Below are 25368 nucleotides of genomic sequence, written 5' to 3' on the forward strand. Positions count from 1 at the left end.
GATATGCCACAGATAACAAGGGTTGCCCGATGCGGCGTGGACATGGCCCCTTATGCGCGCCTATCTTGCGGGGCAAGTGCAATTATCCCGCGGCCTGCCGTCCGTCCGCCCCCCGCTCGATGACCGTGCGCAATCCGGGGTCGGTGTTCGTCTGCGTCACCGTCGCGCCGAGCGTATCGGCCATCGCGCGAATGATCTGGGTGCCGATACCGGTCCCTGCCGGAACCGCGTGCTCGTCCACGCCGCATCCGTCGTCTTCGACCGCAAGCAAAAACCCGCAGCTTGCGTCAGGCTCGCCATCATTGGTCCGCGCCGTAAAGATCACGCGCACTTCGCCGTCGCTATGATCAGGATACGCATATTTGCAGGCATTGCTCACAAGCTCGTTGATCAGGATGCCGATCGATATAGCATCTGCCGCAGGCCACTCTACGGCATCGGCTGTCACCGTGATCGGCCGCGCCGCGCTCGCGCTGGCAAATGTCAGCGCCAGATTGTCCGCCATGCCCGTTATATAGTCGACCATATCGATCCGTGCGCCCCCGCCGCTGGCATACAATTGCCGGTGAACGCGCGATACTGCCTCGATCCGCTGGCGGATATCGCGCATCATCGATTTGGTTTCGTCGCTCCGCGTCCTGCGCTCCTGCAATTCGACCAGCGCGGTCACGATCTGCAGGCTGTTGGCCACCCGGTGGTTCATTTCGCTCAGCATCATCGCGAGCTGCGCATTGGAATCGCGCAAACGCTGCTCCGCCCGCGCTTTTTCCGCCAGGATGCGCCGCGTATCCAGCGCCTGGTTGATTGTCCGGCCCAGCAGATCGAAAAAATCGTCGCTTGCCGTCTTGACCATGTAATCGGTCGCGCCAGCTTTCAACGCGTTGACCGCAACATCGGTCTCGTCCGATCCGGTAACATAAACCACCGCCGGCACATGCGGCAGCTTCATCAGCGCATCCAGCGTCTCCAGCCCGTTCTGCCCGGGCATGTAGTGGTCGAGTGCCACCAGATCGAATTCACCTTCGCGCGCCCGCGCCAGTCCGTCCGGCCCGCTGTGCGCCACGGTGACGTCAAATCCAAGCCGCGACAATCTGCGCTGCGCCAGCCGGCACAAGCCGACCTCGTCATCGACATACAAAATGCGTGAACCAGAGTTTTGCATCAATTGACGTCGGGCATCTGGATTACCGAGAGGAACAGCCCAAGCCGCCGGATCGCATCCGAAAAACTCTCGTAATTCATCGGCTTGGTAATATAGACGTTGCATCCCAGGTCATAACAATGCTGGATTTCCTGCTTGTCGTCGGTCGTGGTCAGGATCACCACCGGCGTGCGGCGCAGCCGCGGCTCGTCCTTGATCCGCTTCAGGATGTCGGTCCCGCTCATGTCGGGCAGGTTCAGATCGAGCAGGATAAGCGCAGGACCGTTGCGGGCCGGGCCTTCTTCCGCATCGAAAATATACGCCAGCGCCGTTGTGCCATCGGTAAAATGATGGATGGTGTTCGAAATGCCGGCGCGCCGGATATTCTTCTCGATCAGCCGGGCATGACCGGCGTCGTCCTCGACCATGATGATATTCAACGGATAATGCTCGGTCATCGCGCGTCGCCTGGCTCAATGTCGGACTGGGTCACGGTATCTTCCGGAGCATCTTCATCGAAATGAACCGGCAGGTTCAGCGTGAATGTCGAACCTGTTCCCAACGTGCTTTCCAGCCCGATCGTTCCGCCGAGGCGATAAGCCAAAGCCCGGACATGGGCAAGACCTATGCCTTCACCCGGCTGGTCCTGCATGCCCGAGCGCCGGAACAGATCGAACACCCGGTCGCTGTCGCGCGGATCAATCCCCCGGCCATTGTCCGCCACCGCAATCGCGATACGATCGCCAACCCGCTGCGCGCTGACATCGATGTGCAGAACGCGGGCAGGGCTGCGATACTTGATCGCGTTTTCGATCAGGTTTGCCAGGATCTGTTCCAGCGCCACGCTGTCGACAAACACATCGGGCATCGGATCGGCCAGAACGACCGTGCCGCCGGCCTGGTTCAACAAAGTCTGCAACGTATCGGTCACGCTCTGCACCAGCGGCCGCAACGGCTGCCACCGCGGGCTCAGCTTGCGCGCGCCCAGCCGTGACAATTGCAGGATGGCATTGATCAGCCGGTCCATCTTCATCGCCGAGGTGCGGATAAAATCGATCGCCTCAGGCATCTCTTCGGTCATGATTGTCGTCACCACCGGGGTCAGCGCCAGCGCACGGCCATCCGGCGTGTTGTCCAGTTCATCGCGCAACGCCTGCGTCGCGGTTTCGATTTCGGCGGTAAACCCCATGATGTTGACCAGCGGCGAGCGCAAGTCATGGCTGACGATATAGGCAAATCGCTGGATCTCGGCATTGGCCCGCACCAGATCGGCAGTGCGCTCCTGCACCGCACCTTCTAGCCCCTCGTTTGCCGCGCGCAACGCCTGGTGCGACAGGTCGATCTCGCGCGTATAACTGCGCAGCGTGGTATAGGCGAGCAAGGCGACGATGATCAGCAACACCGCCGTCAGCCCCAGGATGACATACAGCGCGTTGGCGATATCGCCTCGGCGCTTGTAACGGTGCTCCATCAACAGCGTCTCTTCGGCCAGCATCGTTGCGCACAAGGCAGTAACCCGCTCGGCCGGATCATCGCTGAACCGTCCGATGCGTGCGTCGACCGGCACATCGAGCCCGGCCTGCCCTTCCACTTGCGCGGCGCTGGCCATCAACAGCGGGATACGGGCCTGCTGTCGCGGATTGTCCTTGGTCATCCGCGCCAGCGTGGCGATGTTGCGGTCCAGCGTGGCCTTGATCGTATCGGTATGCCGGTCGGCCTGGTGCATCAGATGCAGCCGGTTACCCAGCTTGACTCCGATCAGTTGCGTCACCGCCAGCCGGATCGACGTAATCTCGCTTTGCACCTCGTAGGTGTGCACGATCCAGCGCGATTGACGCTGGCCCATGACCAGCAGCACGCCCGCCGACAGGATCACGCCAAGCAGCGCGGCAAAGCCCACCGTCATGAACCGCGCGATCGCCGTGCGATAGCTCCGATCTTTTCCCAGGGTTGCAAACATCGCCTATCGCACGACCTGGGCGCAATCGGTCACGATGCCGTCCTTCTGCACGGTGCACCCACGGGCACAGGCAAAACCGGTCCAGGTTGCCGATTTCCGCGTATAGGCCTGCATCGCCGTCAGACACTGCCCGGCCGATGCAAACGGCTTGGACATCGCCGGCGCTGTACTCACCATCACATTCTCGTAATAATAGCCGTACCAGGTATTCGATTGCCAAAACCCGGTCACTGGCGAACATCCCGCCATGCCGCCGGTGCCCAGCACCAGCAGCCCGGCACACATCAGCCAACGGTGCGGTGCATCCCTGCCGCTCACGGTTTCACGCCACAATTGTACATTAAAATGACCGTCCGCCAATCGGATAAGGAACCTTCAGGATTGTGCACGCTTCCTTTTGCTGTGGCAACAATCGGAAACGCACCGTGATGAATCTTCTCGTCTGGCTGGTCATCGGCGCTTTTACCGGTTCGCTGGCAGCCATGATCATGCGGGAGCGCTTTGGTCTCGCCGGAAATGTCGTGCTTGGTATCGCTGGCGCGCTATGTGGCGGCCTGGCTTGCGCCAGGGGCGATCTCGCCAACACCCCGCTGACGATGACCACGTTCTGCGTGCCGTTGATCGCCGCAATTGCCCTACCCGGTATCGCCAATCTCAGGAGCGCAAGCGCCTTGCGCTAAATCCTGAAGCTGGTGTCGAAACAGGTGCGCGGCCGGTTTCCCCTCCTCCGCCCGGTCTGCGGACGCCTGTGGGGGCGCTGTTCTTGACGGGACAGCGCCCCCGAACATACCAAACTCGGCCGATTCACGTATGTCCCGCGCACAGCGGGCAGGGCACACGTCTTCGCCCGCCAGACAGATCAAACCAACGAAGAACTGATACTCTGCGCCGTGACCGCATCCACGACAGCCTGACGCAACCCGGCCTGAACGCTATCCAGCCCGCCGGTCAGAAACGTGATCAGGTCCGTCGACAGCGCCGCAGTCTGCGTGGCAATGACCCCATGCGGCTCATCGGTATATTCGATCAGCAACGCATCATGCAGCCGCCGTGCAGTCTCGCGCCCGGTCGCATCGATCGGCACCGTCTTGTCGGCGGTCCCGTGGACAATCAGCGTCGGCACCGTGATCGATGCCAGGTCACCACGAAAATCGGTAAACCCGAACGCCTTGGCTGCGGCGATAGTGGGATGGAGGCCGGCCTGCATCGCCATGGACCACGCCCAGTCGAGCAATTCGGAACTGACCGGCTTGGACACGAACCCGACGCCGAACACGAGTTTGAAAAACTGCACGAAAAAATGCGCACGATCCTCGCGCATGCCCTGGACCATTTCCATGAGCGTGGCCTCCGGCACACCTTCCGGGTTGCTGTCATCGCGCACCAGCATCGGCACGACCGCACTGATCAGCGCCGCCTGCGTCACGCCTTTGCCGTTATGACGCGACATGTAGCGCGCAATCTCGCCGCCACCCATCGAAAATCCCACAAGCGCGACGTCGGTGTCGATCCCGCAAAACGCCATGACGTCGGCCAGATCGTCCGAAAACGTGTCATAGTCATACCCGTGCCACGGCTGATCCGACCGGCCAAATCCGCGCCGGTCATAGGCAATCGCACGAAACCCCGCCTCGGCCAGCGCCAACGCAATCGGGTCCCAGCTGTCGCTGCTCAGCGGCCAACCGTGGATCAGGACGACGGGACGACCGTGGCCCAGTTCCTTGCAATACAGGCGCGTCCCATCGCGCGTCGTCACCATAGTCATAGGTCATTCTCCGTTGCGCGGCGCCGAACGCAAATGGCATCAGTCCAGCCACGCAATCGACTGTCGCGTGATCGCCCGATGCCATCGTGCGACGGGCGCTATTTATTTGTGAACGACAACCGAACTCAGCGTATCCAGAAGGCCGAATATCCGAAGCAGCCACAACACGACGGCGATCACCACAACCGCGTTGAGGATGGATTTGATCGTACCCTGCATCGGCAGATACGTGTTGACCAGCCAGAGCAACACCCCAACCACCATCAGGACGATGATCACATTTATCAGGTCCATGCGTAGGCTTCCTCTTTGTAAAAGGGGGTCAAATGCGTCCGGTAAGCAGCAGAACCACCAGAATGATCAGCACGATGCCGATGACACTGACGCCGCCATGGCCATATCCATAACCATATCCGCCAAACCGCCCGCTAAACCCGCCAAGCAGGAAAATAACGAGAAGGATGACGAGTATAAGACCAAGCGACATATGCGCATCCTTTTGTAAAAATGGCCGGATTCAAAAATCCGCCGGAAAGCCGGGCGACCATCACGGCCGACCCAAGGCTTCGTAATCGATTTAACCCGTTGCAGAGCGGATTGTTCCATGCCTGTTGTCGTGATCAGGGCCGCTCGATCCGCTCTACCCGGCCCTTGCGCGCAAGATACAGCGCGTCGATCTCGCCCAGAAACAGCCCATGGCCCATGACCCCTGGAATATCCGACAGGCGCCGGGCCAACCCCGCCGGATCGTGCAAGTGGGCAAAGGCGCAATCGACCAGCAAATTGCCCTGGTCCGATCGCGCCGGCTGCTCCCCCGCCATCCGCAATTCGGGCACCGCACCGATCGCACCAAGCGCTTGCATGACAAATTCGCGCGCAAACGGCAAAACTTCGACCGGCACCCGCCGACTTCCAAGCGCCGCGCTGAATTTTGAACTGTCCGCAATCGCCACCATCCGCACCGATGCCGTCGCCACGATCTTCTCGCGCAACAAGGCTCCGCCGGCACCCTTGATCGCCCGCAACGAAGGTTCGATCTCATCCACGCCGTCAATCGTCAGATCAATCCGCGACAGATCCGCAAACGACGCAATCCTGATCCCCGCCGCCCGCGCCGCCGCTTCGGTCGCCACCGAAGTTGCCACCGCAACCACCTCCAGCCCGTCACGCACCCGCGCCGCCAGAACGGGTATCAATTCCGCCACCGTCGACCCGGTACCCAACCCGATCACCATTCCGCCCAGGATCTCCCCCGCAGCAGCCAGCGCCGCAGCCCGCTTTTCGTCCTCGAACATCACCAGACTTTCAAAAAAACCGTTGCGAAACGGGCGAGGGGGATCACGCGAAGGTGTGGTGAAGGAGCGTCTGCCTTATGAACCAGATCAACCCAGGCGCACTTCGACGCAAGCGCAATCCATGCCTCAAATCGTCGTTACAGCCCAAAGGTCCACCACGCGCGACATTCTGACACAACTCTTTGCCGGGCCCGAGGGAACGAAACTGCTGACCAATGGTTTCGCAAAGCACACCATCGATCGATCGAGCGCGAATTGACATAAAGGTTTCATCCCGCAGCAATACAGGGTGAACCCGTGATGGCGCGCGCCATAGACACAGCATCTGGAGAATAGTGCGATGAGCGACCAAGCCGCCGCCACCCTGACCGGTCACGCTCCTGCGGCGACCACCACGTCGGACATCGACATGCTGGCCATCAACACCATTCGCACCCTGGCGATGGATGCCGTCCAACAGGCGGAATCGGGCCATCCCGGCACCCCCATGGCGCTGGCACCTGTCGCCTACACCTTGTGGCAGTCGTTCCTACGCTACGACCCGAAAACCCCGCTCTGGCCAAACCGCGACCGCTTCGTCCTGTCCAACGGCCACGCCTCGATGCTGCAATACGCCCTGATCCATCTCGCCGGGGTCCGTGACAGCAAGGACGCGGACCGCGCCGCGATCACGCTCGATGATATCAAGGCCTTTCGGCAACTCGACAGCCGCTGCCCCGGTCACCCCGAGCATGGCATCACCACCGGCGTCGAAGTGACCACCGGGCCACTGGGCCAGGGCTGCGCCAACAGCGTCGGCATGGCGATGGCCGGCAAATGGCTGGCCAACCACTTCAACAAACCTGATGCCACGCTGTTCGACTACGACGTGTACACGTTCTGCGGCGACGGCGACATGATGGAAGGCGTTGCCAGCGAAGCCGCCTCGATCGCCGGCCATCTGCAACTCGGCAACTTGTGCTGGATCTATGACAACAACTCGATCACGATCGAAGGGCATACATCGCTCGCGTTCAACGAGGATGTCGCGGCACGCTTTCGCGCCTACGGCTGGCGCACGGAACACGTCACCGACGCAAACGACACCGAAGCGCTGAAAGCCGCTTACGCCAAATTCAAAAGCGAACGCGGCGCGCCTCTCCTGATCGTCGTCGACAGCCATATCGGCTTCGGCTCTCCCCACAAGCAGGACAGTGAAAAGGCGCACGGCGAAGCGCTCGGCGAAGACGAAGTGCGCCTGACCAAGGCGGTCTACGGCTGGCCCGAAGACGCAAAGTTTCTCGTCCCCGACGGCGTGATGGCGCATTTCAACCAGGGCATCGGCGCCCGCGGTGCACAACTTTGCGGCGACTGGGAAAAAACCCTTGAAACCTACCGCAGTGCGCACCCCGACGAAGCCGCGCAATTCGATGCATTCCTGAACGGCGACGCCCCCGCAGACTGGGACAAGGCTCTTGAGGCATACCCTGCCGATGCCAAGGGCGAGGCGACACGGGCCGTCGGCGGCAAAGTGATCAACGCACTGGCGCAGGCGTACCCCTGGCTGATCGGCGGTGCGGCCGACCTCTCGCCCTCGACCAAGACCAACATGACGTTCGACGGCGCCGGCTCGTTCGAAGCGGAAACCACCGGCCGCAACCTGCATTTCGGCATCCGCGAACATGCGATGGGTGCAATCGTCAACGGCATGACGCTGACCGGCCTGCGCGCCTATGGCTCAACGTTCCTGATCTTCTCCGATTACATGAAGCCGCCGATCCGTCTTGCTGCGCTGATGGAACAGCCATCGATCTTTATCTATACTCACGATTCCATTGGCCTTGGCGAAGACGGCCCGACCCACCAGCCGGTCGAACAGCTGCTGTCGCTGCGCAGCGTGCCCGGCCTGATCACCTTGCGCCCGGGCGATGCCAATGAAGTGGTCGAAGCCTACAAGGTTGTCGCACAGCTGCGCCATAACCCGGCGGCCATCGCGCTCACCCGTCAGGCGATCCGGACATACGATCGCGAAGTCTACGCGCCGGCCGCGTGGCTTGCCAAAGGCGCCTACGTGATGGCCGATGCGAAAGACGGCACGCCCGATCTGATCCTGATCGGCACAGGCAGTGAACTGGCGCTGGCCGTCGGCGCCTACGAAACGCTCAAGGACGAAGGCGTCGCCGTGCGCGTCGTCTCGATGCCCTCGTGGGAACTGTTCGAACAGCAAAGCGACGCCTACCGCGAATCCGTCCTGCCCCGGGCCGTCACCGCACGCGTAACTGTCGAAGCCGGTACAGTCATCGGCTGGGATCGCTACGCCGGCCCCACCGGCACGATCATCGGCATGCACACTTTCGGCGCCTCGGCCCCGATCAAGGACCTGATGGCCAAATTCGGCTTCACGCCGGAGGCCGTTCTGGCCGCCGCGCGAAAGCAATTGGCCCAAGCCAATTCCAGCGCGACGGAGATCACAGCGTGACCACCCCTGAATCACACAGTGCCGCAAATCCGCTCCAGGGTTTGGGCGAAGCCGGGCAGTCCGTCTGGCTCGATTTCCTCAAGCGCAGCTTCATCGAAAACGATCTCGCGCGAATGATCGAAACCGATGGCGTCAAGGGCGTTACATCGAACCCGTCGATCTTCGAACAGGCCATTGGCGAAAGCGAAGAATACCAGGATGCGGTCAAGGCGTTTTCCGCTCACGGCGCGCCCACGATATCCCAGACGTACGAGCATCTGGCCATTGCCGACATCAAGGCCGCCGCAGATGTCCTGCATTCCGTGTATGAAGCGACAGCAGGCCGCGACGGCTATGTCAGCCTGGAATGCTCGCCTTATCTTGCCAACGATACCGAAGCGACCATCGCCGAAGCCGTGCACTTGTGGCACACGGTCGATCGCCCCAACCTGATGGTCAAGATCCCCGCGACCGAGGCCGGCCTGCCCGCCATCCGCGCAGTCATCGGCAAAGGCATCAACGTCAACGTCACGTTGCTGTTCTCGGTCGACATGTACCGCAAGGTTGCGCAAGCCTACATCGGCGGCCTGGAAGATTTCAGGGCAGCCGGCGGCGATGTTGGCAAACTGGCCAGCGTTGCGAGCTTCTTTGTCAGCCGCATCGATGCCGCGATCGACAAGAAAATCGATGCTCTCGAAAACCCCGCCCAGGGCGACGTCGTTCGCGGCAAAGTTGCCATTGCCAACGCAAAGATGGCCTACGTCGCGTATGGCGATCTGTTCGCCGGGCCACGCTGGGATGCGCTCGCTGCCGCCGGTGCACACACGCAGCGCCTGCTCTGGGCCTCGACCAGCACCAAATCGAAATCGTTGAAAGACACCGTCTACGTCGAAGCACTGGTCGGCAAGGATACTGTCAACACGATCCCGCCCAAAACACTCGACGCCTTTCGCGACCACGGCGAAGTGCAGGCAGACGCGATCACAACCGATCTCGATGATGCGCGCAACACGCTCAAAATGCTTGCCGATCTCGGCATCGATCTCGACGAAGTCTGCCGCGGGATAGTGGTGGACGGCGTAAAGCTGTTCAGCGACGCCTTTGACAAATTGCTCGGCGCCACCGCGCGCCAGACTGTCGAAGCTGCGCCCGATGTGGTCGGCGCGACCACCGTCAATCCCGGATCGGACGAGGCCAAAACCGCTTTCGACGATGAAATGGGATCCTGGCGGGAGGGTGGCAAGATCCGCCGCCTGTGGAATATGGACGCGACGTTGTGGACCGGCGCGGACGAAGCCAAATGGGGCGGCTGGCTGCGTGTTGTCGACGACCAGATCGATGACAATTCAGTTGCCGAATTCGCCGAAAGCCTGAAAGACAAAGGCTTCACCGATCTCGTCCTGCTTGGCATGGGCGGCTCCAGCCTCGGGCCGCAAGTGCTCGCCCAGGTGCTGGGCGCACAACTCGGCTGGCCCAAATTCCATATGCTCGACAGCACCGATCCGCAACAGATCGCCGATCTTGAGGCCGCGATCACGCTCAAGACGACCGTGTTCATCACCTCGTCCAAATCAGGCAGCACGCTTGAGCCGAATATCTTTACCGATTTCTTCTGGGACCGCATGACCGGCGAAGTCGGCAAGGATAAGGTCGCTCAACACTTCATCGCCGTCACCGACCCGGGTTCGGCCATGGAAAAGCGCGCCAAAGACGATAACTGGTCCGCGATATTCCCCGGCATCCCCGGCATCGGTGGCCGCTATTCGGTCCTGTCCAATTTCGGCAGGGTGCCCGCCGCTGCTATCGGCCTCGATATCGCCGAGCTCGAACGCCGCACCTTGCTGATGGAACGGGCCTGCGGTCACGACGTGCCACCCGATCACAACCCGGGTGTCCAACTCGGCGTCGCGCTGGGTGTCGCCGCCCACACGCTTGGCCGTGACAAAGTGACGATCGTCACCTCACCCAAAATCGCCGCACTCGGCGCCTGGCTCGAACAGCTCCTTGCCGAAAGCACCGGCAAACAAGGGCACGGCCTGATCCCTATGGCCGACGAACCGCTGGGAGATCCCTCGGCCTATGGCACTGATCGCATCTTCACATATGTCGAACTGGCCAGCGACTTCGACCCGGCGCAGCGCGCGGCGATGGCCGCGCTCGCGCAGGCCGGGCACCCGGTCGTCACGTTGACCATCAACCAGCCTGCCGACATCGGCCAGGAATTCTTTCGCTGGGAAATCGCGGTTGCCGTCGCCGGCGCGATCATCGGCATCGACCCGTTCGACCAGCCTGATGTCGAGGCCAGCAAGATCAAGACCCGCGCGCTGACCGACGCCTATGAAAACGGCGAAACCCCCGAGGATGATCGGCCGATTTACACCGGCGAAGGCATGAAGCTCTACGCCGATCCGGGCAATGCGGCCGCGCTCGGCCACCAGGCCACCATCACCGACTATCTGAAGCGCCATTTCGGCCGCATCGGGGGCGGGGACTACGCGGCCTTGCTCGCCTATATCGACCGCACAATCGAGGCGACTGCGCAACTCACCACTGCCCGCACCGCGATCCGCGATCACACGAAAGCGGCAACGTGCGTCGGCTTTGGCCCGCGCTTTCTGCATTCGACCGGCCAGGCATACAAGGGTGGCCCCAACACCGGCGTCTTTCTGCAGATCACTTGCGACAACGCGCATGACATCCCGGTGCCCGGCCACAAATACACCTTTGCGCAAGTCAAGGCCGCACAGGCCAAGGGCGATCTGTCGGTCTTGGTCGAACGCGGCCGCCGCGTTATCCGTATCCACCTCGATGACGCGACCACCGGCCTGCCGCACCTTGTCAAAGCCATCGAAGACGCGCTTGTCTGAAATCCCATCGCACATATCCGGAGTATCACATGCAGTTAGGAATTATCGGCCTTGGCCGGATGGGCAGCAACATCGCCGCGCGCCTGATGAAAGACGGCCACACATGCGTGGTCTTCGACGCGAACCCGGCGCCGGGCGAGGCGCTGGCCAAACAGGGCGCAACCTCGGTTGGATCGCTTGAAGAACTGGTCGAAAAGCTGGAGCACCCTGCTGCCGTCTGGTCGATGCTGCCCGCCGGCAAGATCACCGAAGACACCGTGATCAAGCTGAGCGAACTGCTGTCCAAAGGCGACTGCATCATCGACGGCGGCAACGCCTACTACAAGGACGACATCCGCCGCGCCAAGATGGTCGCCGAAAAAGGCATCGACTATATCGATTGCGGCACATCGGGTGGTGTATGGGGGCTTGAGCGCGGGTATTGCATGATGATCGGTGGCGACACCGCCGTCGTCGACCGCCTCGATCCGATCTTCAAGACACTGGCCCCCGGAGTCGGCACCATCGGCCGCACCCCCGGCCGCGAAGGGGATTTCAGCCGCGCCGAACAGGGTTATATCCATGCCGGCCCGGTCGGCTCGGGCCATTTTGTCAAAATGGTCCACAACGGCATCGAATACGGCCTGATGCAGGCCTACGCCGAAGGCTTCGACATCCTGCAGAACAAAGTGTCGGATGCCCTGCCTGAAGACGAACGCTTCACGCTCAACATGCCCGACATCGCCGAAGTATGGCGTCGTGGCAGCGTCGTTTCGTCATGGCTGCTCGATCTTGGCGCAAGCGCACTGGTCAAAAATCCCGACCTCTCGACGTTCTCCGGCTTCGTCGAGGATTCGGGCGAGGGCCGCTGGACTGTCGAAGCCGCCATCGAGGAATCGGTTTCGGCCGATGTGTTGACCAGTGCGCTGTTCACCCGCTTTCGTTCGCGCAAGGAGCATTCGTTTGCCGAACGCATGCTCTCGGCGATGCGCTTCGGGTTTGGTGGCCACACGGAGCCTGGTACCGCCGTGGACAAAAAGGCCCACTGACATGGCCAGAAAATCGGTGGGAAAGCGCGGACGGCTTGCGCCAGCGGGCCCCTGCGCCATGGTGTTGTTCGGCGCGACGGGGGATCTGGCCGCACGGCTGGTGATCCCGGCCCTGTATGATCTGGAACACACCGGCGCGCTTGCCGACGGCTTCGCGCTGATCGGCGTGGCGCGCGGCGAAGACGAGGTCAATTCGTGGCGCGATGGCTTGCGCAAAAACCTCGACGCAATGGTCAAATCGGGCAGCGGCACGTTCAACGCCGATACAATCGATGAAAAGACCTGGTCCCGCCTGTCCGCGCGCATGGATTTCGTCCAGGGCGACCTCACCGAACCCGCGCTTTATGCCGAACTGTCCACCGTGCTCGAAAAGACTGCAAAGGCGCGCGGTACCAAAGGCAACGTGCTGTTTTACCTGGCGGTCGCCGATCGCATGTTCGGCCCGATCGTCGATCATCTCGCCACTGCCAAACTCACCGAAGAAACCGAAACAACCTGGCGCCGTGTCGTCATCGAAAAGCCGTTCGGCCACGATCTGGCTTCGGCCAAGGCGCTCAACGCGCAGATCGCCACCTCGCTTGCCGAGACCCAGGTGTTCCGCATCGACCACTTCCTCGGCAAGGAAACCGTCCAGAACATCCTCGCGCTGCGCTTCGCCAACGGCCTGTTCGAGCCGTTGTGGAACCGCGAGCGCATCGACCACGTCCAGATCACCGCTGCCGAAACGGTCGGCGTTGAAAAGCGCGGCAATTTCTACGAACAGACCGGCGCGCTGCGCGACATGATGCCCAACCATATGTTCAGCCTGCTGACGCTGATCGCGATGGAACCCCCGGTCAGCCTGTCGGCCGACGACGTCCGCACCCAAAAGGCGCAAGTCCTCGCCGCAATTCCCGCCGTGTCACCGCGCCGCGCCGTACGCGGCCAATACGGCGCCAGCGACGACGGCAAAGGTTCGCATGTGGCCTACCGCCAAGAACCCGATGTCGCACGCGATTCCACGACAGAAACCTACGCCGCGCTCGAGCTGGAGATCGACAACTGGCGCTGGGCCGGCGTTCCGTTTTACCTGCGCACCGGCAAACACCTGGCCGCACGCGTCACGGAAATCGCGATCTGCTTCAAAACCGCGCCGCAGCGCCTGTTCAACGATTTCACGGACGGCCTGCGCCCCAACTGGCTGGTCATGCGCATCGCTCCCGACGAATCCATCTCGCTCCAGTTCGAGGCCAAGAAACTGGGCTCGACGATGGAACTCGCGCCGGTCCGCATGGATTTCCATTATGCGGACTGGTTCGAAAAAGTGCCGAGTGTCGGCTACGAAATCCTGCTGCACGACGCGATGGTGGGGGATCAGACGCTGTTCATGCGCGCCGACATGGTCGAGCACGGCTGGCGTATCCTGCAACCGCTGATCGACAATTGGGCCAAAACGACGCCCGATTTCCCCAATTACCCCTCGGGCAGCGAAGGTCCGGCGCAGGCCGACACACTGATCGCCCGACATTCGGCCAAAGGCACTGAACGCCAGTGGCGGCCGGTCACGCTGAGCGACAAACTGCCGCAGCAGCCCAAGTCGTGAGCGCCGCCCACGACATCGGCCTGCTGCTTTCAGACGTCGACGGAACGCTCGTCAGCAACAACAAGGTGCTGACAGCCCAAGCCATCGCGGCGGCAAAAAGCCTGGGCGCTGCGGGGATCGGCTTTGCCCTGACCAGCGCACGCCCGCCCTTTGGCATGCGCCACGTTGTCGCTGCGCTTGGCGTGACGTTGCCGATCGCCGGCTTCAACGGCGGCCTGATCGTCGATAGCGACGGCACTGTGCTCGAACGCTACCCCATCGACCCGCAAATCGCGCGCGAAGCCGTCAAAGTGGTGCAGGACTGCGGTCTCGACTTGTGGGTCTATACCGAAACCGACTGGATCGTTTCCGACGTCCACGGCCCGATCACTGCGCGCGAAGCCTGGATCATCGATATGGACGCGCACGCCCGCCCGCTGACCGATGCCGACCTCGACGCCGCATACAAGATCGTCGGCGTCAGCAACGATCACGACAAGCTGACAACAGTCCAGGAACGCCTGACAGAACGCTTCGGCGACAAAGTCAGCGCCACCAGCTCGTCCACCCATTTCGTCGATATCACGCACCCCCGGGCCAACAAGGGCGCCGTCGTCCATTTCCTGGCCGACCGCCTGAACATCCCCGCCACCCGCATCGCCACGATCGGCGATATGGCCAACGACGTCCTGATGTTCGAACAGAGCGGTTTTGCCATTGCCATGGGCAACGCCACACCCGAAGTCCAGGCCAGGGCCGATGTCGTGACCGACACCAACGAAGCCAACGGCTGGGCCACCGCTGTGCGCCGCTACCTGCTGCCGTCGGCCCCCGACAGCGCCCCGGGCGCTGCGCATCAAGTGGAAACGTCGCAATGACCAACAGGCCGCTTTATCCGCTCCGCTTTACCCCGCAGTTCCAGTACCGCCTGTGGGGCGGCCGCGCGCTCGGCACGTTCATGGACACCGACTTGCCCGGTGACGAGCCGATCGGGGAAGCCTGGATCCTGAGCGACCGAGACGATTTTTCCAGCCAGATCGCCAACGGCTCGCTCGCCGGCCAGACACTTGGCGACCTGATGAAAGCGCGCAAGGCCGACGTCCTGGGCGAACACGCGAAGCGTTTCGAACGCTTCCCGCTGTTGCTCAAATTCCTCGATGTCGAAAAGATGCTTTCTGTCCAGGTCCACCCCCGTGACGATCAGACCGCGCTGATCCCTGCCGGCGACACCGGCAAGACCGAAGCCTGGATCGTGCTGAGCGCCGAAAAGGACGCGCGCATCTACGCCGGCCTCAATCCCGGCACGACCGCAAAGGAACTGAGGCAACTCGACGCCAAAAACGCCGACACGTATCTCCCCCACTTCACTCCCGAAGTCGGACAGGCGGTGATGATCGAGGCCGGCACCGTCCACTCGCTCGGCGACGGCGTAATGGTGTTCGAGGTCCAGGAAAACAGCGACACCACCTTTCGCCTGTTCGACTGGGACCACGTCGACGCCAAAACCGGCAAACCGCGCGAATTGCAGGTCGACAAGGCCCTGGCCGCCATCGACTTCGACCAGGGCGCGATCAAACCGCTTCCCGCCGGCGCCAAAGCCGCGCGCGAAGACCTGCTTGCCAACACCCATTTCCATCTCGTCCGCTGGCAGCAGGCCGATGACTTCACCGTCGGCGCCCCTGCCGACCCGCGTGTGCTGGTCTGCGCGCACGGCTCGGGCAAAGTCATCGCCGGCGACGTCAAGGTCTCGATGAAACAGGGCGATGTCGTCCTGCTCCCTGCCAGCCTTGGCGCTGCCCGATTCAGCCCGGCAGCACCTGTGACACTGTTCGAAATAGCGATCCCGGAGGCCGCATGAAACGCCTGCTCGTCTTCGACCTCGACGGCACGCTGGCCGCCAGCAAGCAACCGCTCGATCCGGCCGTCGGCGAATGGCTCGGCAAATTGCTGTCCCATTGCCGCGTCGCGGTCATGTCGGGCGGCGCCTGGCCCCAGTTCGAAAAGCAGCTGCTGACCAATCTGCCCAAGGACGCGCCGCTCCATCGCCTGTCGCTGCTCCCCACCAGCGGCACCCGCTTCATGCAATACGAGGACGGCACCTGGACCCAGCTCTACGCCGAAAACTTCACCGATGATGAAAAGCACACCATCATCGCCGCGCTGACCGAAGTCTTCGACAAATCCAAATACAAGCCAAGGAAACACTGGGGCGAAATCATCGAGGATCGCGGCAGCCAGATCACGCTGTCGGCGCTCGGCCAGGAAGCGCCCTTGGCGGCCAAGGCGAAGTGGGATCCCGATTTCGCCAAGCGCAAGAAAATGCAGGCCAAACTGGCAAAAAAACTCCCCGATTTCGCCATCGGCATGGGCGGTGCGACATCGCTCGATGTCACGCGCCCGGGCGTCGACAAAGCCTACGGCATCGAAAAACTTCACGAAGTGCTCCAGATCGACATCGCCGACATGCTCTTCGTCGGCGACGCACTGTTCGCAGGCGGCAACGATTTTCCCGCCCGCCGCTCAGGCGTTGATTGCATCCAGATCGCCGGCCCGGCGGAAACGGTCAAAGTGATCGAAACCGTCATCGTGTGCACAGGACCCGACGCGACATGACCGAAACCAAGACGTCGCAGATCACTGTCGAACGGCTGCGCACGTTGATGACACCCGACCCCGCGCATCCCGAGGAAGTCGAAGGCGTCCTCAACCCCGCCGCCGCACGCGGACCCGATGGCCAGCTCTATCTGTTTCCCCGGCTCGTCGGCAAAGGCAACTATTCGCGCATCGGCATCGCCCGCGTGATCTTCGACGAAGCTGGCAGCCCCACAGGCGTCGAACGCCTCGGCATCGCGCTCGAACCGGAAACCGATTACGAAACCTGGCCCGACGGTCGCGGAGGATGCGAAGACCCGCGCGTCAGCTACGTCAAACCACTTGGCCATTATGTGATGAGCTATACCGCCTGGTCGGACACCGGCCCGCGCATCGCCATTGCGCGCTCCAAAGACCTGTTGTCATGGGAACGGATCGGCCTGGCGAAGTTCAACCCGAACAAGACGATCGCCCTGGACGGCGTCGACAACAAGGACGCCTGCATCTTCCCCGAACTGATCGACGATCCCGATGGTCGTCCTTCGGTCGCGATGCTGCACCGCCCGCTGTTCGTCGGCACCAGGCCTGAAGAAATCGTCGATCCCGCTATCGAAACGCCCCAGCAGGACGAATTGCAGACGATCTGGATTTCGTACTGGCACTGGCACGCCGACAGCGAGCACCAGAAACCGTCGGGCCGTCAATTCGTGTCGCACCGCCCGCTCGCGCTTCCCGAATGCGGTTGGGAAAAGCTGAAGATCGGCGGCGGCACGCCCCCGATCGCGTGTCGCTTCGGCTGGCTGATCGTCTACCACGGCGTCCAGGAAGCGCCCCATTCAACGCCCGAGAAACGCAAATATCTCTATTCGGCCGGCATCATGATCCTCGATCGCGATCGGCCGCACCACGTGCTCTATCGCAGCCACGAGCCGGTGCTGGTACCCTCGCTGCCCGACGAATTGCTGGGCACTGTCGATGGCGTCGTCTTTCCTACCGGCATCGACCGGCGCGACGATCTGGGCCAGCCCGAACGGTTCGACGTGTATTACGGCATGGCCGATGACAAGATCGGCGTCGCCATTTTCACGCTGCCCGACAATCTCGACGTCAAATCGCGCGGCGCGCACGGTCTGACATTGCAATTCAAGGAACTACACAGCCGCAGCCACAGCTGATCGCACACGCGCCACTGGTCATCGCCCGGCACTTGGCCTATGATCCGGTCTCCTGACGCGGATCGAGAAATTACCCATGGCGCTCGCGAAAAAATCTGCCCTCGGCCTGCGCCAATCCGCCCCGCAGACCGGTCAGGAGGCCCCGCCGCCCACACCGCCCCGCGCCCGGACCATGATGGGCAACCGGACCGGCAACGCCATCGAACGCGTCGAACAGGCCGCACTCGAACTCGCCGCTGGTCTTGGCGAAGCCGCCGCTGCCGCCGCTGAACTCAACGCGGCGATGGACCAGATCTCGAGCGGCGCCGAAGAAGCCGCCGGCGCGGCCCAGGAATCGCTGGGCCTGATCGCCTCGCTCGGTATCAATTTCCGCGAATCGCGTGAACGGACCGAGGCGGCACAGCGCCAGTCGGACGTCGTCCAGAACGCCTTCGTCGATATCAGCGCGCAGATCGATATATCGGTCGCGGCCATCGAACTTACCGCCGCGCGTCAGCTGTCCACGGTCGACGTTGTCAAGCTCCTGGAAGTGACCGCCGGCCACGTCCGCGAAGTCGGCGCCAGCGTCGTCGATATTTCGGACCAGACCAGCCTGCTTGCGCTCAACGCCACGATCGAGGCGGCGCGCGCCGGACAGGACGGCGCCGGCTTTGCCGTCGTCGCCGACGCCGTTCGCGCAATCGCCGAAACGTCTGAAACCAGCGCCCGCAACATGCAGGCCCTGGCAGCCGGTATCGCCGGTGATGTCGCCACGATCGCCGAACACGTCCGTACCTCGTCGCAAACCGCAAGTGCAGAGGCGCAATCGGGCCGCGCGGTGATCGACGATCTCACCGCGGCCAGAACCGGCCTGGCTGCATTGAAAAGTCAGGCGCGCAAGATCGACGAAGCCTCCAGCGAAGCCGAAATTGCCGTGAGAGAGGCCGAAAGCAGCGCCGAACAAGTCGCCATCGCTGCCGAACAACAATCCGCCGCCGCCGCGCAAGTGCGCCAGGCGATCGACCAGCAGACAATTTCGCTCGAACAAAGCCAGCAGACCGCAGAAGCGCTGGGCGTCCTGATCGTGATGCTGAAACAGGGCGCGGACGCGGACGGCGCCTCCGAAGAAATCGCCGCCGCCGCCGAGCAACTGTCTGCCACCGTCCAACAACTGTCGGGCAGTTCTGCCCAAATCCTTGTCGCGCTCGATCAGATCGCCAAGGGCGCCCAGGCCCAGGCATCGGCAACGATGGAGGCGGCATCGGCCATGACCCAGGTCGAAAAAACCGCATCGATCTTTCAGGCCCATGCCACCACCGCCCAAGACACTGTCACCGACATCGTCGTCTCGGGCACGCATAGCCGCGCCACCATCGAACGCCTGATCGCCGGGATCGCCACGTGCGTCACCGCAATGGGCACGGTCCAGGATCTGATTGCGACGCTGAACACCACCAGCCGCCGGATAGAAAAACTGTCTAACGGGCTGGCCATGGGCTCGGTCCAGACCACCATGCTCGCCGTCAGCGGTGCGGTCGAGGCCACGCGTTCGGGCGCAACCGGTCGCGGTTTTGCCATGGTCGCAGGCGACATCCGCAAACTGTCGCAAGAAGCCGCGGGCAATGCCGAACGCGCCAGCGACGCGGTCCAGACCCTGCAGGACCACATGAACACGATCCGCCGCGATCTCGACCAGATCGTGGGCGCTGCCCTATCCGAACTCGCCCGCAATCGCGTCATGGTCGACCGCTTCGGCGCCGTCATCGCCGATCTGACCACGGTGGAGGCGATCAACAGCGCGAACGCGCAGAGCACACTCGACATCCTGAATTCCGTGGGCGAAATTCGCGGCGGCACCGAACAGATCGCCAGCGCTGCAGACATTGCTTCCAATGCCGCGCGCGAAGCCGCATTCTCGGCACGCCAGCAGGCCCAGGCCGCCGAGGAACTGGCTGCCGCGATCGAGGAAATCGCGTCGATCGCCTCGGTCCTGGCCGCACAGGACGGCTGATCGCTTGGACCACGACCAGCCTGCGCAACACCTGACCTTTCGCGTAAGCGACACGCATCTGGCGCTCGCCGTCGACAGTGTCCGCGAAGTCACGCGCATGCCGCGCCTCTCGCGCGTTCCACACGCGCCGCACGCGTTACTCGGGCTGGCAAACTTTCGCGGCACCGTCATCCCGGTGCTCTCGGCGGCCGCGCTGCGGGGCCAAGCGCCAGGCGACCCATCGCGTCTGATTGTCATCGACACCGGCGAACTACTGGGGCTGGCTGTCGACGACGCCAGCCACATCCAACAGGCCGATGCAGCACAACCCGCCGAACTGATCGACGCCGTCGCACTGGTCGCACGCGGCCTGCCGGATCGCACTATCACCCGCCGCGCGCACGAAATCACCACGGCCCTGCTGGCCGACAATGCCAAAGACCACGCCACCACCGCCCTCGTCATATTCGGAATCGGCGACCAGGAATTCGCGCTGCCTGCCACCGCCGTCGACAGCATCGCGCCGTTGCCTGCCACCATCGCGCTGGTGCCGGACAGCGACGATGTCGTCATCGGCAACGCCGCTTTCGGCGATGCGACAATCCCGCTGTTGTCGCTGCGCGCCTTGCTTGCACTTCCCCGGTCTGACACTCCGACACGCCCCCGCATCGTCATTGCCCGCATCGGCAGCGACCGCGTCGGCCTGGCCGTCGATGCCGTGCGCGGCATCCTGCACGTACCCGACGCGGTAATCGACCCGATCCCCCAGGCCCTGCGGCGTGGCCATGCCGAAGCGCGTATCCAGGCAATCTGCCGGCTCGATCAGGGCAACCGCCTGGTTTCCATCCTGACCGCCGAGCACTTGCTGCGCGACGACATCACCACCACCATGCTCGAACACACGTACACCGAGCCGCAGGCGCCGGCGATCACCACCCAGGCCGAACAATTCGTGATCGTCCGCATCGGCGCAGACGAATTCGGCATTCCGGTCGAAGCCGTCGAGGAAGTCGCGCCGTTGCCCGAAAAACTGGCCCGACTGCCCAATACCCCCGCCTTCGTCCTGGGCGTGATGACGATACGCGGGGCGCTCATCCCGGTGATCGATCAGGGCCTGCGCTTCGGCGCCGGACCGGATACAGGCAGAGCCCGCCGCGTGATCGTCGTGCGGATCGGCGAATTGCAGGCCGCTTTCGTCGTCGATGCCATCACCCAACTTGCCCGGATCGACGCAGCAGAGGTGCGCCCTGCGCCCGATCTTGGCAACAGCGAAACCCGCGTGTTCGACCGCGTGGCGCAGCTTGGACACCGCATCATCCTGATCGTCAGCGCACGCATGCTGCTCGATCGCGCCGAACACGACCTGCTGCTCGGCCTTGCCCGGACAGGCGCCGGAGCATCACCGTGATAAAGCTTCTGGTCGTGGACGATTCCGCGCTGATGCGCCGCCTGTTGACCGAGATCTTTACCTCGGCCGGCGATTTCGCAGTGGTTACAGCGCGCGACGGCGCCGAAGCACTGGCGATGCTGGCCGACGCGGCGCCCGATGTAATCACGCTCGATATCGCAATGCCCCGCATGAATGGGCTTGCATGTCTCGACCAGATCATGGTCCGGCGCCCGTGCCCGGTCGTCATGGTTTCCACCATGACATCGGCCGGGGCCGACGAGACGCTGGAGGCGATGGCGCTTGGTGCGGTCGATTTCATTCCCAAGCCCCGCGGCGCCGTCTCGCTCGAAATCGATGCCGTGGCGCCCGAACTGGTCCGCAAAGTCCGCGCGGCCGCAGCCACGCGCATTTCGAAAACGCTGCGTCTGCGCGAACGCGTCCGCGCGCGATCAGGTGCGATCGAACCTGTCCGAAATCCTCTGCCACCCCGCAACCCCGGCGAAACCGGCGTGGTGCTGGTCGGCTGTTCCACCGGCGGCCCGCCTGCGCTCGACCTGCTGCTGGGCGAATTGCCCGCCGATTTCCCCTGGCCGATCGTCATCGCGCAGCATATGCCCGCCAGCTTTACCAGTGCGCTCGCCCGGCGGCTGGACCGCCTGTGCGCGCTGACGGTAACCGAGGTCCAGGGCACCACACCGCTGTTGCCGGGCCATGCCTATATCGGCCGGGGCAATGCCGATCTCATTCTCTCGCGCAGGGCCGGCGCGATTGTCGCCATGAACGCGCCGGCGAACCCGGCACATTTGTGGCACCCGAGCGTTGACCGCCTGGTGGAAAGCGCAATGGGCGTGTTGCCCGCGTCATCGCTGACAGGAGTGTTGATGACCGGAATGGGGGCCGATGGCGCGGCTGCAATGCGCGACCTTCACGCGCGAGGCGGCTATACCATTGCAGAATCGGCCGACACGGCCGCGATCTGGGGCATGCCCGGCGCGCTGGTCGCGCTGGGCGGCGCCACCTGCGTGCGCCCGGTCGATGAAATCGCCGCGACGCTTGTGGCCTGCGTAGCCCAATGACTGGCGGGGCAATCCTCAATCCGGTGGAACACACATTCACCGCTGCGGAAATCGTGCGGATCGGCGATTGCCTCTACGCCTGGACTGGCATGGTATTCCGTGAAAACAAACGGTATTTCATCGAACGACGCATCAGCGAACGCATGAAGCGCAGCGGCAAGCCTGGCGTCGATGCCTACCTCGACCATGCCGCTACCCATTCCGAAGAGCGCGAGGCGCTGATCAGCGCCTTCACGATCAACGAAAGCTATTTCTACCGCGAAGATCACCAGTTCGGGGCCTTGAGCGCGCATATCCTGCCCGCAATCGTCGCCTCCAAACAGCCGGGCGACAAATTGCGCATCCTGTCGCTGCCGTGCTCGACCGGCGACGAACCCTATTCGATTGCAATCTGGCTGCTCGAAAACTGGGCGATGGTCGATGCCTACAATGTCGAAATCGTGGGCTCGGATATCGACTACGCCGCACTGGCCGCGGCGCGGCTGGGCTGGTTCGGCGCCAAGGCGCTTGCCCGCCTGTCGCCAGACCTCATTGCCGCCTATTTCGGCGAGGAACAACGCCATCGCCGCCAGATCATCGATCCCTTGCGCGAATCCGTGCAATACATTCACGCCAATATCATCGACCGGACGACGCTGGCACCGCTTGGCACCTTTGATGTGATCTTTTGCCGCAACCTGCTGATTTATTTCGATGATAAGGCGCGGCACAGCGCGGTGGAAAACGTGTTCGATTGCCTCAATCCCGGCGGATTTATCTGCCTGGGCCATAGCGAATCCCTCGCGCGTATTTCCAATCGTTTCGCGATGGTCCGCTACGACAACGCGATCGTCTATCGCCGGCCGTGATGGACGAGCTGCTCGAACACTTCCTGCTCGAAAGCCGCGACCTGATTGCCGAGGCGGCTGACCATTTTAGCGCACTGGCCCGCAACCCCCAGGCCACCGCATCGATCGACGGTGCCTTCCGCGCGGTCCACACGCTCAAGGGTTCGGTCGCGCTATTTGCGATGAAGCCGGCCGAACGCGTGCTCCACGCCGCCGAAGACCTGCTCGAGCGCGCGCGCAAGGGCGTCAGCCCGCTGGACAGCACCAATATCGCGGCGCTTGTCGTCGGCCTCGACCAAGTCGATCGCTGGATCGACGAGTTCGAAACGACCGGCGCGCTGGCGGACACGGCCTTTGCGCTATCCGACACCGTCCTCGCACCACTGTCCGGAACCGCATCCGATGCGCAGGGGCACGACACAACCGACAGCGACACGGTGGCCGAATGGGTCGAGGCGCTAATGGTGCGCGAAGCCATCGCTCTTGCCAGCACCGATCGTCCGCTGACCGCGTTTCGCTATCAGCCCGACCCCGATTGTTTTTTTCGCGGTGACGATCCACTGGCCACGGTTCAGGCGGTGCCCGATCTGGTCAGCGTCACCATCCTGCCGCTGGGCGGTGCCTGGCCGGCGGCCGACGCCATCGAGCCTTTCGTTTGTTTTGCAGCTGTCGAAGGCCTGAGCGCCGCCCCTCTCGAAACGGTGCGTGCGGTGTTCCGCCTGATGCCCGATCAGGTCAAATTCGCAGCGGTCCATCCGGTGCGACACCAGGACACCAAAAGCGCAGCACCCGGCGCCACCGGCGAGATCGCGGTCAACCGCTCGTTCCGGGTCGATCCTGCGCGGGTCGATGCGCTGGGCGATGCGGTCGGCGATCTGCTGATCGCCATGCACGGCTTCCACGCGCTCGCGGCCGAGGCCGAACACCTCGACGCCGCGCTTGCCGCCAAGGCCCGCGCTTATCACGCCAATCTCGAACGGGTCGCCGGCAATCTGCAACTCGGGCTTGGCGCAGTGCGCTCGGTCCCGCTGGAACAGAGCCTGCGTCGCCTGCCGCGCCTGGTCCGCGAAATTGCCCAAAGCCTCGGAAAAGAGGTCGATTTCGCCATCGATGGGCAGGATATTGAAGTCGATCGCCAGGTCGCTGACGGCATTTTCGAACCGTTGCTGCATCTCGTCCGCAATGCGATCGACCACGGCATCGAAAGCCAGGATCAGCGCCGTCTGTCGGGCAAATCGACCATCGGCACGGTCACGCTGCATTTTTCACGCGAACGCGACCTGATCATCGGCGAACTGGCCGATGACGGAGCAGGGATCGATGCCACGGTGATGCGCCAGGTCGCGGTCAGGCGCGGACTGCTGACGGCAGATGCCGCTCGGCTGCTCTCCGATCCGGCTGCACTGCGGCTGATTTTCCTTCCCGGGTTTTCGACCGCCACCACCGTGACCGAGGTCTCGGGCCGCGGCGTCGGCATGGACGCGGTGCAAGCCGCCGTCACCCGCCTGCGCGGATCGATCACGATCGACAGCGAACCTGGCATCGGTACGCGCTTTCGCATGGCCCTGCCGGCCACGACCCTCACGACACGCCTGCTGGTGATAGAAACAGGCGGCGATCGCTATGGCATCGCGCTTGATCAGATCGTCGAAACGGTCGCGCTTTCAACTGTAAAACTGTCCCCGATCGGCGACGGCACCGTATGCATCCTGCGCGGGCGGACCGTGCCTGTGCTCGACCTGTCGGTGTTGCTCGGCGGCGCCGCCGCAACGCGCCGCGACGGCAAACTTGTGGTGATCAGCGCCGGCGGCGAACCGGTGGCCTTGCGTGTCGACGCCTTTGCCGAACGCATCGACCGGCTGGTGCGCCCGGCCAGCGGCATGCTCGCGCAGATTCGGGGCGTTATCGGATCGACACTGATGCATGGCGGCGATGTCCTGCTCGTGCTCGATCTTCAGGATCTGGCGTCATGACCGTTATCGTGACGGATAACGCCATCCGGCTCGAAGGCCGCTGCCTGGTCGAGGATGCCGAACACCTGCTCGTCGCCATTCAGGACAATCCCGATCTTGCAGTCGATGTCGAAAGCGCAGAGCGCCTGCATATGGCCGTTGCGCAAATCCTGTGGGCGCTGAAACCCCGTTTGCAGGGCTTGGTCGGCGACCCGTTTCTGGCTCGCTATATTCTGGGCAGATCGTATGAGAGCTAAGGGGCTCGGTGGGCGAGTCATGCTCGCATACAGGTCCCCGCTATTGTTGGTGCGGCGAATTGCTGGTGGACGCACC

General features: G+C 63.0%; 23 protein-coding genes. 15 read left to right on the forward strand and 8 right to left on the reverse strand.

Going from position 1 to position 25368, the window contains the following annotated elements:
* Positions 1 to 82 precede the first annotated feature (82 nt).
* Genes ACOOE2_RS05800 through ACOOE2_RS05815 form a run of 4 tightly spaced genes read right to left on the reverse strand, consistent with a single transcriptional unit; the run spans position 83 to position 3419 of the window.
* On the reverse strand, positions 83 to 1162 hold the full coding sequence (locus ACOOE2_RS05800; RefSeq protein WP_420382073.1) for a sensor histidine kinase: 1080 nt from the start codon (positions 1160 to 1162) through the stop codon (positions 83 to 85).
* Positions 1162 to 1599 carry a response regulator gene (locus tag ACOOE2_RS05805; protein ID WP_420382074.1) on the reverse strand — a complete coding sequence of 146 codons (438 nt, stop codon included), beginning with the start codon at positions 1597 to 1599 and terminating at the stop codon, positions 1162 to 1164. Before ACOOE2_RS05805 ends, ACOOE2_RS05800 begins: the two co-directional genes overlap by 1 nt.
* Entirely contained in the window at positions 1596 to 3101 is a 1506-nt protein-coding gene (locus ACOOE2_RS05810; RefSeq protein WP_420382075.1) for a sensor histidine kinase, read from the reverse strand. The genes ACOOE2_RS05805 and ACOOE2_RS05810 overlap by 4 nt, the downstream gene beginning before the upstream one ends.
* Positions 3102 to 3104: 3 nt before the next feature.
* Complete coding sequence (locus ACOOE2_RS05815) at positions 3105 to 3419, reverse strand: hypothetical protein (protein WP_420382076.1); 315 nt, start codon at positions 3417 to 3419, stop codon at positions 3105 to 3107.
* A 110-nt stretch (positions 3420 to 3529) separates the two neighbouring features.
* Here ACOOE2_RS05815 and ACOOE2_RS05820 point away from each other — a divergent pair, with 110 nt between their 5' ends.
* Positions 3530 to 3781, forward strand: a complete 252-nt coding sequence (locus ACOOE2_RS05820) for a GlsB/YeaQ/YmgE family stress response membrane protein (protein WP_420382077.1) — start codon at positions 3530 to 3532, stop codon at positions 3779 to 3781.
* Positions 3782 to 3960: 179 nt separating this feature from the next.
* Here the strand turns inward: ACOOE2_RS05820 and ACOOE2_RS05825 are convergent, their stop codons facing one another.
* The 4 genes from ACOOE2_RS05825 to rpiA all read right to left on the reverse strand — a co-directional run bounded on the left by ACOOE2_RS05825 (position 3961) and on the right by rpiA (position 6161).
* Complete coding sequence (locus ACOOE2_RS05825; RefSeq protein WP_420382078.1) at positions 3961 to 4866, reverse strand: alpha/beta fold hydrolase; 906 nt, start codon at positions 4864 to 4866, stop codon at positions 3961 to 3963.
* A 102-nt stretch (positions 4867 to 4968) separates the two neighbouring features.
* Positions 4969 to 5160 carry a Thivi_2564 family membrane protein gene (locus ACOOE2_RS05830; protein ID WP_420382079.1) on the reverse strand — a complete coding sequence of 64 codons (192 nt, stop codon included), beginning with the start codon at positions 5158 to 5160 and terminating at the stop codon, positions 4969 to 4971.
* A 28-nt stretch (positions 5161 to 5188) separates the two neighbouring features.
* The gene (locus ACOOE2_RS05835; protein ID WP_420382080.1) at positions 5189 to 5353 is read right to left on the reverse strand and encodes a DUF3309 family protein; all 165 of its coding nucleotides are present in this window, start codon (positions 5351 to 5353) and stop codon (positions 5189 to 5191) included.
* A 133-nt stretch (positions 5354 to 5486) separates the two neighbouring features.
* Positions 5487 to 6161, reverse strand: coding sequence for a ribose-5-phosphate isomerase RpiA (rpiA, locus tag ACOOE2_RS05840; protein WP_420382081.1), 675 nt, complete (start codon positions 6159 to 6161; stop codon positions 5487 to 5489).
* Positions 6162 to 6501: 340 nt separating this feature from the next.
* Between rpiA and tkt the strand changes: the two genes are divergently transcribed.
* The 14 genes from tkt to ACOOE2_RS05910 all read left to right on the forward strand — a co-directional run bounded on the left by tkt (position 6502) and on the right by ACOOE2_RS05910 (position 25292).
* Positions 6502 to 8619 (forward strand): transketolase, encoded by a 2118-nt coding sequence (tkt, locus tag ACOOE2_RS05845; protein WP_420382082.1) that lies wholly within the window; start codon positions 6502 to 6504, stop codon positions 8617 to 8619.
* Positions 8616 to 11465: a bifunctional transaldolase/phosoglucose isomerase gene (locus ACOOE2_RS05850; RefSeq protein WP_420382083.1), complete on the forward strand. Its 2850-nt coding sequence runs from the start codon at positions 8616 to 8618 to the stop codon at positions 11463 to 11465. Before tkt ends, ACOOE2_RS05850 begins: the two co-directional genes overlap by 4 nt.
* A 29-nt stretch (positions 11466 to 11494) precedes the next feature.
* Positions 11495 to 12493 carry a phosphogluconate dehydrogenase (NAD(+)-dependent, decarboxylating) gene (gnd, locus tag ACOOE2_RS05855; RefSeq protein WP_420382084.1) on the forward strand — a complete coding sequence of 333 codons (999 nt, stop codon included), beginning with the start codon at positions 11495 to 11497 and terminating at the stop codon, positions 12491 to 12493.
* A 1-nt stretch (position 12494) separates the two neighbouring features.
* Positions 12495 to 14075 (forward strand): glucose-6-phosphate dehydrogenase, encoded by a 1581-nt coding sequence (gene zwf, locus ACOOE2_RS05860; RefSeq protein WP_420382085.1) that lies wholly within the window; start codon positions 12495 to 12497, stop codon positions 14073 to 14075.
* On the forward strand, positions 14072 to 14932 hold the full coding sequence (locus tag ACOOE2_RS05865; RefSeq protein ID WP_420382086.1) for a Cof-type HAD-IIB family hydrolase: 861 nt from the start codon (positions 14072 to 14074) through the stop codon (positions 14930 to 14932). The genes zwf and ACOOE2_RS05865 overlap by 4 nt, the downstream gene beginning before the upstream one ends.
* Complete coding sequence (locus ACOOE2_RS05870) at positions 14929 to 15912, forward strand: type I phosphomannose isomerase catalytic subunit (protein WP_420382087.1); 984 nt, start codon at positions 14929 to 14931, stop codon at positions 15910 to 15912. The genes ACOOE2_RS05865 and ACOOE2_RS05870 overlap by 4 nt, the downstream gene beginning before the upstream one ends.
* Positions 15909 to 16667 carry an HAD-IIB family hydrolase gene (locus ACOOE2_RS05875; protein WP_420382088.1) on the forward strand — a complete coding sequence of 253 codons (759 nt, stop codon included), beginning with the start codon at positions 15909 to 15911 and terminating at the stop codon, positions 16665 to 16667. Before ACOOE2_RS05870 ends, ACOOE2_RS05875 begins: the two co-directional genes overlap by 4 nt.
* Positions 16664 to 17821: a hypothetical protein gene (locus ACOOE2_RS05880; RefSeq protein WP_420382089.1), complete on the forward strand. Its 1158-nt coding sequence runs from the start codon at positions 16664 to 16666 to the stop codon at positions 17819 to 17821. The genes ACOOE2_RS05875 and ACOOE2_RS05880 overlap by 4 nt, the downstream gene beginning before the upstream one ends.
* A gap of 175 nt (positions 17822 to 17996) precedes the next feature.
* Positions 17997 to 19811: a methyl-accepting chemotaxis protein gene (locus tag ACOOE2_RS05885; protein ID WP_420382090.1), complete on the forward strand. Its 1815-nt coding sequence runs from the start codon at positions 17997 to 17999 to the stop codon at positions 19809 to 19811.
* A 4-nt stretch (positions 19812 to 19815) separates the two neighbouring features.
* On the forward strand, positions 19816 to 21198 hold the full coding sequence (locus ACOOE2_RS05890; RefSeq protein ID WP_420382091.1) for a chemotaxis protein CheW: 1383 nt from the start codon (positions 19816 to 19818) through the stop codon (positions 21196 to 21198).
* Positions 21195 to 22256 carry a chemotaxis-specific protein-glutamate methyltransferase CheB gene (cheB, locus tag ACOOE2_RS05895; protein WP_420382092.1) on the forward strand — a complete coding sequence of 354 codons (1062 nt, stop codon included), beginning with the start codon at positions 21195 to 21197 and terminating at the stop codon, positions 22254 to 22256. The genes ACOOE2_RS05890 and cheB overlap by 4 nt, the downstream gene beginning before the upstream one ends.
* Positions 22253 to 23104 carry a CheR family methyltransferase gene (locus ACOOE2_RS05900; protein ID WP_420382093.1) on the forward strand — a complete coding sequence of 284 codons (852 nt, stop codon included), beginning with the start codon at positions 22253 to 22255 and terminating at the stop codon, positions 23102 to 23104. Before cheB ends, ACOOE2_RS05900 begins: the two co-directional genes overlap by 4 nt.
* Positions 23104 to 25056 (forward strand): chemotaxis protein CheA, encoded by a 1953-nt coding sequence (locus tag ACOOE2_RS05905; protein ID WP_420382094.1) that lies wholly within the window; start codon positions 23104 to 23106, stop codon positions 25054 to 25056. The genes ACOOE2_RS05900 and ACOOE2_RS05905 overlap by 1 nt, the downstream gene beginning before the upstream one ends.
* The gene (locus tag ACOOE2_RS05910; protein WP_420382095.1) at positions 25053 to 25292 is read left to right on the forward strand and encodes a hypothetical protein; all 240 of its coding nucleotides are present in this window, start codon (positions 25053 to 25055) and stop codon (positions 25290 to 25292) included. The genes ACOOE2_RS05905 and ACOOE2_RS05910 overlap by 4 nt, the downstream gene beginning before the upstream one ends.
* Positions 25293 to 25368: the final 76 nt, after the last annotated feature.

It is taken from the genome of Novosphingobium sp. (assembly GCF_965214355.1).
In the GTDB taxonomy this organism is placed as follows: domain Bacteria; phylum Pseudomonadota; class Alphaproteobacteria; order Sphingomonadales; family Sphingomonadaceae; genus Novosphingobium.